The following is a 13235-nucleotide window of genomic DNA, read 5'->3' on the forward strand; positions in this document are numbered from 1 at the left end:
CTCGGGCAGTAGCGTAAACTGCTTCGCAGTTTACGCACCGTGACAAAACCCAAAGGGTTTTGCACTTGGCGCGGGGTGGAGCAGCCCGGTAGCTCGTCAGGCTCATAACCTGAAGGCCGCAGGTTCAAATCCTGCCCCCGCAACCAAATCTCCCGTGGTGAGCGCTTCCCGGGCGATCTAGCTCGGCGTCTTCCTGACGCGAGCGAATATCCTTATACATCGGATACATAACGTCCGTGAGCGTCCGGTGAGCGGATTTTGCTGAACGAGCCAGTTAGGCGATGTTCTGGCATTAGAACCAGCATTAGTGCTGACACTAATATCAGATCTGAGAGGTTGGCATGGCTCGCATGGAGATCATTTCCGGCGTTGAGCGTAGGCGGCGGTGGTCGAAGGAAGCGAAGCTGGCGATATTGGCTGAAGCCGATCAACCGGGCGTTCGCATTGGCGATGTCGCTCGTCGCCATGACATTTATCCTGCGCAGATCCGTTTATGGCGGAAAACGCTTAGCCACTTCGATGTGTCAGCAACGTTCCTTCCGGTCCACCTGGTCAACGAAGTAAGCGTCGGGCAGATGCCGGCGGCCGGCGGGGCCCCCGCGCTAATCAAGATCCAGCTACGAAATGGTCGCAGTTTGAAAGTTCCGGCGGACATTGAACGCAAGACGCTGTCATCGTTGATCGCGTGTGTTGAGGCTGCATGATCGGGCCGACAGGAAATGTGCGGGTCTACTTGGCTTGCGGGGTGACCGATATGCGGCGCGGTATCGATGGTCTGTCTGCTATGGTCGAGGCGGTTATCAAGGAAGCGCCGGGTTCCGGAGCGATCTTTGGGTTCCGTGGAAAGCGCGCCGACCGGATCAAGCTTCTATGGTGGGATGGCCAAGGGTTCTGCCTATTCTACAAGATTCTCGAGCGCGGATACTTTCCTTGGCCGACGGCGAAAGATGGTGTTGCACATCTGACCCAGGCTCAGTTGTCGATGCTTGTTGAAGGGATTGACTGGCGCCGACCAGCGTGGACTTCCGCCCCTGGCCGCACGGGTTAAAAGCTATATTTTACAGGGACATCCGGGGCAAAACGCTAGTGCTTTCGCTGCAAATCGGCTATGTTTTTGGGCATGAAAGCACCGCCGCTGGACAGTCAGGACGAGCTATTGGCATTGCGCGCGCTCGTCGCTGAACAGGCGGCGAAGCTTGAGAGCCAAGAAGCCGAGGTCAGCAAACGAGACTCCATTATCGGGCTTCTGCGCGCGCAGCTGGAACTGCTCCGCCATCGGCAGCACGGCGCTTCTTCGGAAAAGATCGATCGGAAGATTGAGCAATTCGAACTGATGCTCGAGGAGATCGAAGCCTCTCGCGCCGAGGCTGATGCTCGTTCCGGAAAGGGCCTGTTGCCAGATCTGGATGATGCCCCCGACAAGCCGAAACGCAGACCTCTGCCGGATGGCCTTCCAACTGAAGAGCGGGTTTACACAGCACCCTGCAGTTGCCCGACTTGTGGTGGCATGTCCTTCCTGAAGGCGGCCGACAAGGTGGTCCAGGTGATGGAGCATGTGCCGGCTTCTGTGAAGATCGTCCGGCATATCGAGAAGCGCATGGTCTGTAAGGACTGCGATACAATGGTATCGGGTGAGATGCCGAGCTTGCCGATCGAGCGGGGCAAACCTGGACCAGGACTGCTCGCACACATCATGGTCGCCAAATTTGACGATCATATCCCACTCTACCGTTTGTCCGAGATGTACGACCGGCTGGGGATAGACATCTCCCGGTCTGTCATGGCGGACTGGGTTGGACGTGTGTCCGTTCTGCTCTCGCCCCTCATCTTGCTGATCAGAGCCCATCTCGCGGCGGTCGACCGAATACACACGGACGACACGCCGGTCGATGTTCTCGACCCAGGACGAGGAAAGACGAAGACCGGCAGGGTCTGGGTCTATGTCTTCGATGGCAGCGGCTACCAGGATCCCACGCCCGGAGCGATCGCCTATTACTATAGCCCCGACCGAAAGGGCGTGCATCCGGCTGAACACCTCGCTCACTTCAGCGGCGTAATGCATGCGGACGGGTATGCTGGCTATAGCAAGCTTTACGGCAACCAGATCATCGAAGCTGCCTGCATGGCGCATGTGCGCCGCAAGTTCCATGATGTGATCAAGCTCAAGCCATCTCCGATCGCCGACGAGGCTCTGTCGCGCATCGGTGCCCTCTACGATATCGAGGATCGTATCCGCGGCATGTCGGCTGACGAGAGGCGAACACTGCGCCAGCAACACGCCAGACCCATTCTGGCGGACCTCAAGGCCTGGATTGAAACGACGCTTTCGACGCTGCCGCAGAAACAGAAGCTTGCCGAAGCGATGCGATACGCTCTCTCGCGATGGGCAGCTTTGAGCGTCTACGTTGACGATGGCCGTGTCGAAATCGATAACAACATAGCTGAGCGCGCCATGAGGCCACTCGGAATTGGAAGAAAAAATTGGCTCTTTGCTGGGTCAGACAAGGGCGGCGAGCGCATCGCCAATATCCTGACCATCATCGAGACAGCTAAACTCCATGGCCACAATCCAGAGACCTATCTGACAGACGTCCTGACCAGGATCCCGAGCCATCCGAAGGATCGACTTGATGAACTGCTCCCGTGGCAGTGGACTCCGGCAAAAGACCGGTACGAGGCTGCGTGATGGCACGCTCAAGGATCATCTATACCCTCAAAGAGGTCGCTGAGATGATAGGCGAGAACCTCGAGTTGATCGAAGAGGTGACCGCCAACTCGGATAATATCAGCGAAGGCGAATTGCTTTATATCCGCGACGGCAGCGAATACGGCACAAAGGGCCTGACCGAGAACGGCGTGGACGAGCTCCAAAATCTCCTCGCCGACATACGGACATGGGATGGTGGAATCCGCCAGTTTCTCGTCGATGAACAATGCGATCCGGATGTGGTCGAACGCGTTATGGCAGACGAGATGAAACGCGGCCTATAATATCGGCCTCTCGACCAAGCGAAAATGCCTTCGCCGGACGCTTACTAACGTCCGCGCAAGCGCCGAGGAGCTTTCTCTTTTTGGACTCCGTGTCGAGCTCGGCTCCGCAACCTCAGACGCGGTGCCGTCCCCGATTTCGCTCGCCGATGACCGAGATTTGGAGCCAGCCGCGCTGGTCGGTTTCGGCGCAGGCCCCGCGGGACACCGCTTCCCAGAAGTGACGACTTACCGGACCACCAAGACAGGCACCGGGCTGCTCGCGAGGACTTCCGATGTCTGGCTCCCGAGCACCAGCTTTCTTAAACCCCTACGGCCGTGTGATGCCATGACGATCAAATCGCAGTCGAGAGCCTTGGCCTCCTCAACAATCGCTTCGGCCGGATAAGCCTGCGGGATATGGACAGTGTTCGCCTGCACGCCGAGCTTTTCTGCTGCTCTCTTGACCCCAGCCAGCACTCTCTCGGCTGTTTCCTTTTGACCGGCTTCATACTGGGCCATCTCTGTCGGCCCGGGAATATAGGCGCCGGCAATCCCGGCATGCGCGTAGACAGGGAACCGCTCTGTTGCCATGATTATCGTCACGCGGGCCTTGAGGCTGCTTGCAAGCGACAGCCCATGATCGACACCCTTCTGCGCTACTTCCGATCCATCGGTAGAAATGAGAATATGGTTGTACATACTTGTCGTCTCCCGTCTGGTCCAAGGCATTTGTGCCCACCACGCAAGGTACTATCGTTTCGCAACTAACGATACGGTTGTAGACGGAGAAATCGCCAGAACGGACTGGCGGAGGTTGGCCATCGCGCCACATGCAACGCACCTCCACTGTGGACGGATTACACCGCTGGGGACCTGCGCTACCGTGTCAGTCAACGTATGCCTGTGCACAGCGACATTCTCAAATCTGTCATATCGGCTGGTTCGAAGCGGCGTGGCACTCAGGCCTCCGATGAAACGGGGCTGCTGCACTCTCCTTTTCGTGGAATGACACCAATGCAGAACAATTCGGCAGTGATTATCGAGGGCGCGACCGTCATTTTTGGCGACCGTCTGGAGCCCGCTTCCGTGCGCATCGAAGACGGCCGGATCATGGCGGTCGACGGTGCACGCGACGGAGCGGACATTGTGGATGGACGCGGCTCTCTCCTCGCTCCGGCTTTTGTGGACATTCATGGCGATGCCTTCGAGCGGCAGATCATGCCGCGGCCGGGGACGATGCTCCCCGTCGCTCCTGCGCTGCTCGAAACAGACCGTCAGCTTGCCGCCAATGGGATAGCGACTGCCTACCACGCCCTGACGCTGAGCTGGGAGCCGGGGCTTCGATCTGTGGAAAACGGTTACGCCGTCGTCCGCGCTCTCGACGCACTCGGCCCGCGTCTGACGGTGGACAATCGTGTCCAGCTCCGTTGGGAAACCTTCTGCTTCGAGGCGATCGAGCTTATTCGCGAGGCGCTCGCCGGACCGCGCCTGCCGTCGATTGCCTTCAACGACCACACATCAATGGCAATGCTGCATCCCTCGATACCGTTGCAGGAGCGGCCGTTTGACCTCGATCCGGCCTTCCCGGCAGTCGACCCCGAAACGCCTGCGTTCGCGGAGAAGATGGCGGAACGCGCCAAGCGGGCCAAGATCCCGGTGTCTGACATGGTCGCGCTCGTCAGGAACATGTGGGATCGCCGTCCGCAACTACCAGCCGCGATTGAAGAGGTGGCGACCCTCGGCCAGGCCGCCGGCGCACCGATGCTGTCGCATGACGATAGCCAGATTGAAACGCGCGACTTCTTCCGCGTCCGTGGCGCACGGATCAGTGAGTTCCCGACGAACAAGCGGGTGGCGCGGGCCGCCCGTGAGGCTGGTGACTTCATCGTCTTTGGCGCGCCGAACGCCACGCGCGGCGGTAGCCACATTGTTTCGATCGGTGCCGCCGATATGATTCGCGAGGGTCTCTGCGATATTCTCGCCTCGGACTATTATTATCCTGCGATGCTGCTTGGCCTGGCCAGGCTCAAGGCCGATGGCGTGGCGCCGGTCCACGCGCTCTGGCCGCTCGTATCCGGCAATCCGGCGCGTGCGTCGGGGCTCTTCGATCGCGGCGTGATCGAAGTCGGGAAGCGGGCGGACCTCATATTGGTCGATTGGCCAGAGGGCGGCGCCCCCGTGGTTCGGCGCACCTGGGTCGCCGGCCGGGAAGCCTATTGCGCGGCGCCGATGGGCTGGTGACGAGTAGAGAAGCGGGCGAGCAACTGATGCAGAGCTAGAACGAGGCCCGTCGGGAGCTCCGCTCGTCCGCCCATCTCGCGCAAATCTTTAACCTCCGTCAGCTGCAGAGAAAGGCCGGCAGGACGAGCGGATCGTCAAGCGGCCCGAAAGTACGATCTGCCGGGGAGGGCGGTCGGAGCGATTGGCAAGGCGGTCGAGAATGAGCTGGGCTGCGTGTTCACCGATGGCCTGTACCGGCTGGGCGATGGTCGTCAGGTTCGGCTGGAAAACATCCGCCCAGGGAAAATCGTCGAAGCTCGACACCGAGATGTCATCGGGACAACGCAGCCCCATGTCCCGGATCGCCTTCATCACGCCGATGACCATCAGGTTGTTTGCCGAGAAAATGGCGCTCGGCCGTTCCGGCATCACGAGCAACTGCATGGCGGCATTATAGGCGTCTTTCTCGCGAAAGTTTCCGATGCGCACCAATGCGTCGTCCTGGGGAATGCCGGCATTGTCAAGCGCGCCGCGATAGCCGGCCAGCCGGCCGAGGCCGGTGGAGGTATCAAGCGAACCCGAGATGTAGCCGATCCGGCGATGGCCGAGGCCGACAAGATAGTCGATCGCGTCTTGTACCGCGCGCTGGTTGTCGAGGACGACGGCATCCGCCGCGATGCCGTGGCTGATGCGATCGATCAGTACGGTCGGGATACCGGCGCGCTGGAGGACGCGCTCAAGCGCATGGTCGTCGCCAGCCGGCGCAATGATCAGGCCGTCCACCATCCTGTCCAGGAGAAGCGAAATCTGCTCCTCCTGTTGCACCGGATCTTCGTCTGTGCAGCAGAGCATCACAGCGTAACCGGCGCGATGCAGCACATCCTGGATGACGGCGACGACATCCGTGAAGAACGGGTTGGTGATATCGGCGATGACGAGCCCGATCGTCTTGGTGGCGCCCGTCTTCAGGCTTCGGGCAATGGCGTTGCGTTTATAGCCGATGGCCGCAATCGCATTTTCGATTCTGCCACGCAGTTCGGAACTGACCGGCGCGGTACCATTGACGACCGCCGAGACCGTGGCAACCGAGACGCCTGCCGTCGCAGCGACGTCTAGCATGGTCGGCTGGGATTTTCGTCTTTTGGAAGAAATCCGGTCCATAATTCAAAACGTTTAGATCGATGCGTTGTCCAACATGTTACGAAAATGGCAAGTTCTTAGCAAGATCAAAGCGTTGGAGGGCGACTGATCTCTTGACAGATTCGAAACGTTTAGATTAGCTTCTACTGTCGCTTACAGCCGCGAGACAAAGATGGAAGGGAGGCCGTCATTGTCATGCAGGAAGAAGTGGGCCATTTGTCTTCGCGCGCCGACGCGCCACCTTCGTCCACCGCGCCTGTGCTGGAAGCGGTCGACGTCTCGAAGTCGTTTGGCGGAATTGCCGCGCTCAATCATGTGAAATTTGATCTGTTCGCCGGTGAGATCCACTCGCTGATGGGCGAGAACGGCGCCGGCAAATCGACCCTGATGAAAATCCTGTCCGGTGTCTACGCCGACTATGATGGCGCCGTCATCATCGACCAGGCTCCGGTTCACTTCGCGACGGTGCGCGACGCAGAGGTTGCCGGTGTCGCCATCATCCACCAGGAACTCAATCTCGTCCCTGAGCTGTCGATTGCCGACAATATCTTCCTAGGCAGGGAGCCCTTGATCGCCGGGTTGTTTGTCGATCGCCGAAAAAGCATGAATGCCGCCCGGACCCTGCTCACGCGGCTCGGCATCGATCTTGATCCCGAAGCACGGGTGTCGTCGCTCAGGATCGGCGAACAGCAGCTGGTCGAGATCGCAAAGGCGCTGTCGCTCGACGCCCGGATGCTCATCATGGACGAGCCGACATCGGCGCTGTCACCGAATGAATGCAAGCGGCTTTTCACGATCATGCGCCAGCTCGCATCGGAAGGGGTGGGCATCATCTACATCTCGCACCGGATCGACGAGGTAATGCAACTCAGCGATCGCGTCACGGTGTTCCGGGACGGCCGGCACGTCTGGACCAGGCCGAAGTCGGAGATCGATGAAGACATGGTCATCGCCGGCATGGTTGGCCGCAATCTCAGCCGTGCCGAAACCATCAGGCACGAAGCGACCGCCGTTGGCGGTGCAGTCCTGTCGGTGAGAAATCTGTCATTGTCCGTGGCCAACCGGCACGGCTGGAAGCAGGTCCTGACCGGCGTCAATTTCGAGGTCGCCTCAGGTGAAGTCCTTGGCATCGGCGGCCTGCTCGGGGCCGGGCGTACCGAGATCCTGCAGGCGATAACGGGCGCCAGCAACGGGGAGGCCGGCGGTGAGATTCTGATCGACGGGCAGCCGGTCACGATCCGCTCGCCGACGGACGCGCGCCGACTGGGCATTGCCTTCGTCACTGAGGACCGCAAGATGCAGGGACTTCACCTGCACGATACGATCACGGAGAATGTCGCGCTACCGCTCGTCAGCCGAATGGCGCGCTTCGGCCTGCGCGACTTTGCGGCGGAAGCGGCGGTTGCCGCCGACGCCATCAAGACGTTGGGTATTCGGGCCTCGGGCATTGAACAGGTCGCGGCAACGCTTTCCGGCGGAAACCAGCAGAAGGTCGTGATCGGCAAGTGCCTCGCCACGACGCCGCGCATCTTGCTGCTCGACGAGCCGACCCGCGGCATCGATGTGGGGGCAAAGAGCGACATCTACGACCTGATCTTCCGCCTGGCCGAAGCGGGTATGTCGATCGTCGTCGTGAGTTCGGAAATGCCGGAACTCCTGCATCTTTCCGACCGCATCCTCGTCATGTCCGAAGGACACCAGACCGGTATCCTGAACCGCGCGATCGCGACGGAGGAGCGGATCATGCAATTGGCGGCACCGCGATCCGGCAACAGGCAGGAGAAGGCATCCGCATGAATGTGATAAAGCTTGTTTCCCGCACGAAACTGTACTGGGGCCTGATCGCGATTTTCCTGATCGGTGTCGCCTGGTCGCCGGTGACGTCGTCGGGCAGGAACATATTTCTTTCCAGCGGCAACCTGCTCGACGTGCTGCGTCAGGTCTCGACGACGGGGCTTATCGCGACCGGCATGACGGCCGTCATCATCACCGGCGGCATCGACCTGTCGGTCGGTTCGTTGATGGCAATCTGCAGCGTCGTCTGTGCCATGTTGTTGACGGTTCCGGGGGACACACCCGCCTTCCTGCTCGGCGTGCCGTCGGTGCTGCTTGCCGCCCTCGTCATCGGGGCCGCCGTGACCCGGTTCATCTTCTCCAATCTTGAAAAGAGCCGCACTGGCTTCAGCCATAGCCGCGACCTGACGCTCGACCGCACGCGGGGCATCTATGTCCCGGCGCTGGTCGGTATCGCCCTCTGCACCGTGCTGCTCTTCTATATCGTGCCGCAGAGCGAAACCAAGTTCGGTGTGCTCGGCGTGCTGCTCGTCGTACCGGCCGTCGGCCTTCTGTTTGGCGCCATCAACGGCATCATCATCGTCGTCGGCCGCCTGCAGCCCTTCATCGTCACCCTGGCGATGATGGTGACTGCGCTCGGCATCGCTCGGCTGACGGCGGGTCAGAACAATGCGGTCCTGCCGGTTTATACCGGGTCGAACGCCACGGCCGATTTCGATATCCTCCGCTCGCTGGTCTTCGGCATCATTCCCATGCCCGGTATCTTTTTCATTGCGGCGATTGCGATTTATGCGGTCGTGCTGAAGTTCACTCCGTTCGGCCGCTTCGTTTATGCGATCGGCGGCAACGAGGAGGCGGCGCGGCTTTCAGGCATCGACAGCGGACGGGTCAAGATCGTCACCTATGCCGTCTCCGGCCTGCTCGCGGGCATCGCCGCGATCCTCTACGTTGCGCAGTATCGCCAGGGCAAGCCCGATGCCGGGGCTGGGCTGGAGCTCGACGCCATCGCCGCGGTGGTCATCGGCGGCACGAGCCTGATGGGGGGACGCGGCAGCCTTGCCGGCACCTTCTGCGGCGTGCTGATCTTCGGGCTGCTGTCGAATATCCTGCAGCTCCACAACATCAATTCCAACCTTCAGCTGGTGCTGAAGGGACTGATCATCATCGGCACCGTGCTCGTTCAGGAGCGCAATGCCCGCGATATTCTGGCGCGGTTGCGGCTGACACTGCCGCGGCCCGCGAGATCGGAGGCGTCCGGGGAGGAGCGTCCGCGCAAGGAGACCATGTCTCTCAACACTGGAGGAAACGGAAATGAAACGTCGTGACATGTTGAAGTTCGCGGTCGTCACTACCGCGCTTTTCACCACTACATCCCTTTTCGCTACGCATGGCGCGCTGGCGCAAGACAAGAAGTGGCGCATCGGGTTCTCCCAGGCGACCACGATCGAGCCCTGGCGGGCGCAGTTCAACAAGGACATCATCGCGGAAGCCGCAAAGCATCCCGAAGTCGAGCTGATCATCACCGACGGTGAGGACAAGACTGAAAAGCAGGTTGCGGATGTCGAAAACCTGATCCGCCAGGAAGTCAATGCGCTGCTGATCTCGCCGAAGGAATCCGCTGGCCTCACCGGCGTCGTCCAGCAGGCGATCGACGCCAAGATTCCGGTCTTCGTCTTGGATCGCAACGTCGAAACCGACAAGTACGTCCAGTTCGTCGGCGGCGACAACAAGCTGATCGGTCGGGCTGCGGGGGAATATGCCGTTGAACTTCTCGGCGGGCCCGGTAAGGCGCAGGGCAATGTCGTCGAGATCTGGGGCGGCATGGGAACCCAGCCGGCACACGACCGGCACGACGGCTTCCACGAATTTACCGACAAGGAGCCGGGCATCAAGAACCTGCTCGACCAGCAGTCGGGCGACTGGAAGCAGGACCAGGCCTACAACATCATGGCCACCGCGCTCCGCAACAATGAGAAGATCGACCTCGTCTATGGCCACAACGATCCGATGGCCTATGGCGCCTACCTCGCTGCCAAGGATGCCGGACGTGAGAAGGACATCAAGTTCATCGGCATCGATGCGCTTCCCGGAGAAGGCGTGACCTGGGTGAACAATGGTGAACTCAGTGCGACCTTCCTCTATGCAACGCCGGGCGCGGAAGGCCTGCGTCAGGCGATCAAGTATCTCGGCGGAGAAAAAGTCGAAAAGAATGTCGTCTTGCCGACGCTCAAGGTGACAAAGGAAAATGCAGGCCAGATCATGAAGGACAACGGCCTCTAACTCAGCGTAAACCTGACAGTAAAGAAGGGTCGGCTATCCCAGCCGGCCCTTTTTGTGTCCATACGGGTCCGCACCTGTTCGACGGTCAGTCCGGTCCGCTAAACCACTGTAGTAGTCGGCGGCATCCGCGCATTCGTCGATAGCCTGGCGGAATAACGGGCTTGGGGAGAGCTTGGATGGCTGCCTGGGGGCGAAGGCTGCGTAAAACTCGAGGGGATTGTGAAGCTTCCGAGTTTTGCGGCTTTCCACCGAGGCTCAACCGGTGGACCACTGGAGCACTTTGTCCAACCGTGAAACGGTCGCTCACCTATACCTCTGTATAATTCGCTCCATCACGCGTTTCGAATATCAGTAGGCGGATCCGTCGTGTCGGCGGCAAGGAAGCGCAAGTCTTTTTACGTGTTCGCATGAAAACCGCTTGTCTTTTCCGTAAGCTCTCTAGCTGTCAGCGCAGCGTTTCATCACAAGCGATTTTGGAGGTATCATGTCTGTCCCCGACGATCAGATCCTCACGCTGCAGGTTGCCAATATGCCACCGCAGGATACGGGAGCGAGCATCGCCCGCGTCTCCACGAAGGCGATGACCAAGCTCGGCGTACGAGAAGGCGAGCTTATTGAGCTCATCGGCAAGCGGCATACGGCCGCGATCGCGATGGGGCCCTATTCCGATGATGAGGGCCTGAACCTGATCAGGCTCGACGGCCTTCAGCGCGTAAATGCAGGCGCAACAAGCGGCGACCATATCGAAGTTCGCAAGGCGGAGGTCAGGCCGGCGACGAAGGTTGTCCTCGCGCCGGCGCAGAAGAACCTGGTGTTGCAGGGACCGGGTGAAGCTTTGCAGCGCACGTTTCTTCACCGCCCAATGGTGGCCGGCGACGTTGTATCGACCTCAGTCCAGCAACGCGTAAGAGATCCCCGCGCTGCGGACCCGCTGCTACGGAGCGTACTCGATCTTCCCGCCTACGGTCTGCAGGAAATCAGGCTCGTCGTTGTCTCGACACAGCCGAGAGGCATCGTCCAGATGAACGAGCAGACGGTTGTCGAATTGCGTTCGCAGTTTGAGGAACCGAAGGAAGCACGCCGAGCTGACGTAACGTACGACGATATCGGCGGACTCGGCACCTCTGTCGAGCAAGTCCGCGAGATGGTGGAGCTGCCACTGCGCCATCCCGAGTTGTTTCAGCGCCTCGGCATCGAACCGCCAAAGGGCGTGCTTCTCTATGGCCCCCCGGGCACCGGCAAGACGCTGTTGGCCCGTGCTGTCGCCAATGAGACGGAAGCCAACTTCTACCACATCGCCGGTCCCGAGATCATGGGCAGCCGCTACGGGGAGTCCGAGGAACGTTTGCGGCAGGTCTTTCAGGAAGCCTCGCAGAATGCGCCATCAATCATCTTCATCGACGAAATCGACTCCATCGCGCCAAAGCGCGAGCAGGTGACCGGAGAAGTCGAACGGCGAATTGTCGCCCAGTTGCTAACCCTTATGGATGGGCTGGAGCCGAGGCAGAATATTGTTGTCATCGGCGCGACGAACAGGCGAGACGCGATTGACGAGGCGCTCCGCCGTCCCGGGCGTTTCGACCGCGAAATCGTCATTGGCGTACCGGACCAGCGCGGCCGGCGCGAGGTGCTCGCGATCCACACCAGGGGCATGCCACTCGCCGAGAACACCGATCTCGATGAGATCGCGAGGACGACCTACGGCTTTGTCGGAGCGGATCTCGGTGCGTTGGTTCGCGAAGCGGCGATGGATGCGCTGCGCCGTGTTCTTCCCGATATCAATCTGAAGCAGGGTATCCCAACCGAGATCCTTGAAAAGCTCACGGTCTCTCAGGACGATTTCACGTCCGCCATGAAGCGCATTCAACCTTCCGCGTTGCGCGAAATCATGATCCAGGCGCCGAACGTCCGTTGGGACGATGTCGGAGGTTTGGACGAAGCGCAGATGAGACTGAAGGAAGGGGTGGAACTGCCGCTCAGGTCACCGCAGTCCTTTAGGCAGATGGGCATTCGCCCTGCAAAGGGATTTCTCTTGTTTGGACCTCCTGGGACCGGGAAGACACTGTTGGCAAAGGCCGTGGCGCGCGAAGCCGAAGCGAACTTCGTGGCAACCAAATCGTCCGATCTGCTTTCGAAATGGTACGGCGAGTCCGAGCAGCAGGTTTCGCGGCTCTTCGAACGCGCACGACAGGTTGCCCCGACCGTCATCTTCATCGATGAAATCGACTCGCTGGCCCCCGTCCGCGGCGGCGGGCTGGGTGAGCCGGCGGTGACCGAGCGGGTCGTCAACACGCTACTGGCCGAAATGGATGGGTTGGAAGACATGCAGGGCGTCGTCGTGATGGCAGCGACCAATCGGCCGAATTTGCTCGATCCGGCACTGCTGCGACCGGGGCGCTTTGACGAACTGGTCTATGTTCCCGTGCCGGATGCAAAAGCGCGGCGGAAGATCCTTGGCATCCATACGAAGAAGATGCCGCTCGCCGACGATGTTGATCTCGATGAACTCGCCGACAAGACGGAGCGGTTTACAGGGGCAGATCTCGAAGACCTGACACGGCGAGCAGGGCTGATTGCACTGCGTCAGTCTCTGACTGCGTCGACGGTGACAAAGGAGAATTTCGCCATGGCCCTGCAGGAGGTTCGACCGTCGGTCACGGCAGAAGCCGAACGGGAGTATGAGGAGATGCTGCGCACGCTCCGCCAGGAAAATCCGCAGCGCATGCAGATCGGCTTCACGCCCCTCAGGCAGGCTGGAGAGTAGGGGCGCCAGATTAAGTAGTGATCGACCGTGGCGGCTCTGCCGGTCCAGTGCGGGGCGGCCGGGCTTC

At 60.3% G+C, this 13235-nt stretch carries 11 protein-coding genes and 1 tRNA gene; 10 read left to right on the forward strand and 2 right to left on the reverse strand.

Going from position 1 to position 13235, the window contains the following annotated elements:
- The first annotated feature begins 69 nt into the window (after positions 1-69).
- The 5 genes from AC1DE4_RS19320 (at position 70) to AC1DE4_RS19340 (ending at position 2991) form a co-directional block, all read left to right on the forward strand.
- Positions 70-146: transfer RNA gene (locus AC1DE4_RS19320), tRNA-Met, on the forward strand.
- 195 nt (positions 147-341) lie between these two features.
- Positions 342-704 carry an IS66-like element accessory protein TnpA gene (tnpA, locus tag AC1DE4_RS19325; protein WP_192242201.1) on the forward strand — a complete coding sequence of 121 codons (363 nt, stop codon included), beginning with the start codon at positions 342-344 and terminating at the stop codon, positions 702-704.
- On the forward strand, positions 701-1048 hold the full coding sequence (tnpB, locus tag AC1DE4_RS19330) for an IS66 family insertion sequence element accessory protein TnpB (protein ID WP_018240454.1): 348 nt from the start codon (positions 701-703) through the stop codon (positions 1046-1048). The genes tnpA and tnpB overlap by 4 nt, the downstream gene beginning before the upstream one ends.
- Positions 1049-1120: 72 nt before the next feature.
- A complete protein-coding gene (tnpC, locus tag AC1DE4_RS19335) occupies positions 1121-2686 on the forward strand; it encodes an IS66 family transposase (RefSeq protein ID WP_477882602.1) in 1566 nt (521 codons plus the stop codon).
- Positions 2686-2991, forward strand: coding sequence for a hypothetical protein (locus AC1DE4_RS19340; protein ID WP_246779170.1), 306 nt, complete (start codon positions 2686-2688; stop codon positions 2989-2991). The genes tnpC and AC1DE4_RS19340 overlap by 1 nt, the downstream gene beginning before the upstream one ends.
- Before the next feature lie 225 nt (positions 2992-3216).
- On the opposite strand, the gene AC1DE4_RS19345 is transcribed toward AC1DE4_RS19340, so the two are convergent.
- A complete protein-coding gene (locus AC1DE4_RS19345) occupies positions 3217-3669 on the reverse strand; it encodes a universal stress protein (RefSeq protein WP_025660092.1) in 453 nt (150 codons plus the stop codon).
- Between the two features lie 315 nt (positions 3670-3984).
- Here AC1DE4_RS19345 and AC1DE4_RS19350 point away from each other — a divergent pair, with 315 nt between their 5' ends.
- Positions 3985-5211, forward strand: a complete 1227-nt coding sequence (locus AC1DE4_RS19350) for an alpha-D-ribose 1-methylphosphonate 5-triphosphate diphosphatase (protein WP_477882605.1) — start codon at positions 3985-3987, stop codon at positions 5209-5211.
- Between the two features lie 87 nt (positions 5212-5298).
- On the opposite strand, the gene AC1DE4_RS19355 is transcribed toward AC1DE4_RS19350, so the two are convergent.
- The gene (locus AC1DE4_RS19355; protein ID WP_018113060.1) at positions 5299-6309 is read right to left on the reverse strand and encodes a LacI family DNA-binding transcriptional regulator; all 1011 of its coding nucleotides are present in this window, start codon (positions 6307-6309) and stop codon (positions 5299-5301) included.
- Positions 6310-6525: 216 nt separating this feature from the next.
- Here AC1DE4_RS19355 and AC1DE4_RS19360 point away from each other — a divergent pair, with 216 nt between their 5' ends.
- From AC1DE4_RS19360 to AC1DE4_RS19375, 4 genes are all read left to right on the forward strand, one after another.
- Entirely contained in the window at positions 6526-8127 is a 1602-nt protein-coding gene (locus AC1DE4_RS19360) for a sugar ABC transporter ATP-binding protein (protein WP_169682229.1), read from the forward strand.
- Positions 8124-9449 carry an ABC transporter permease gene (locus AC1DE4_RS19365; protein WP_018857248.1) on the forward strand — a complete coding sequence of 442 codons (1326 nt, stop codon included), beginning with the start codon at positions 8124-8126 and terminating at the stop codon, positions 9447-9449. The genes AC1DE4_RS19360 and AC1DE4_RS19365 overlap by 4 nt, the downstream gene beginning before the upstream one ends.
- Positions 9436-10404, forward strand: a complete 969-nt coding sequence (locus AC1DE4_RS19370; protein ID WP_018113584.1) for a substrate-binding domain-containing protein — start codon at positions 9436-9438, stop codon at positions 10402-10404. The genes AC1DE4_RS19365 and AC1DE4_RS19370 overlap by 14 nt, the downstream gene beginning before the upstream one ends.
- A 484-nt stretch (positions 10405-10888) precedes the next feature.
- Positions 10889-13168 carry a CDC48 family AAA ATPase gene (locus tag AC1DE4_RS19375; RefSeq protein WP_018857249.1) on the forward strand — a complete coding sequence of 760 codons (2280 nt, stop codon included), beginning with the start codon at positions 10889-10891 and terminating at the stop codon, positions 13166-13168.
- Positions 13169-13235: the final 67 nt, after the last annotated feature.

The sequence above is a fragment of the Rhizobium sp. 10N414 genome (assembly GCF_056394785.1).

What these genes read in the sequence shown, in the direction of transcription:
- tnpA (WP_192242201.1), top strand. Translation starts at nt 342, where the DNA reads ATGGCTCGCATGGAGATCATTTCCGGCGTTGAGCGTAGGCGGCGGTGG.
- tnpB (WP_018240454.1), top strand. Translation starts at nt 701, where the DNA reads ATGATCGGGCCGACAGGAAATGTGCGGGTCTACTTGGCTTGCGGGGTG.
- tnpC (WP_477882602.1), top strand. Translation starts at nt 1,121, where the DNA reads ATGAAAGCACCGCCGCTGGACAGTCAGGACGAGCTATTGGCATTGCGC.
- AC1DE4_RS19340 (WP_246779170.1), top strand. Translation starts at nt 2,686, where the DNA reads ATGGCACGCTCAAGGATCATCTATACCCTCAAAGAGGTCGCTGAGATG.
- AC1DE4_RS19345 (WP_025660092.1), bottom strand. Translation starts at nt 3,669, where the DNA reads ATGTACAACCATATTCTCATTTCTACCGATGGATCGGAAGTAGCGCAG.
- AC1DE4_RS19350 (WP_477882605.1), top strand. Translation starts at nt 3,985, where the DNA reads ATGCAGAACAATTCGGCAGTGATTATCGAGGGCGCGACCGTCATTTTT.
- AC1DE4_RS19355 (WP_018113060.1), bottom strand. Translation starts at nt 6,309, where the DNA reads ATGCTAGACGTCGCTGCGACGGCAGGCGTCTCGGTTGCCACGGTCTCG.
- AC1DE4_RS19360 (WP_169682229.1), top strand. Translation starts at nt 6,526, where the DNA reads ATGCAGGAAGAAGTGGGCCATTTGTCTTCGCGCGCCGACGCGCCACCT.
- AC1DE4_RS19365 (WP_018857248.1), top strand. Translation starts at nt 8,124, where the DNA reads ATGAATGTGATAAAGCTTGTTTCCCGCACGAAACTGTACTGGGGCCTG.
- AC1DE4_RS19370 (WP_018113584.1), top strand. Translation starts at nt 9,436, where the DNA reads ATGAAACGTCGTGACATGTTGAAGTTCGCGGTCGTCACTACCGCGCTT.
- AC1DE4_RS19375 (WP_018857249.1), top strand. Translation starts at nt 10,889, where the DNA reads ATGTCTGTCCCCGACGATCAGATCCTCACGCTGCAGGTTGCCAATATG.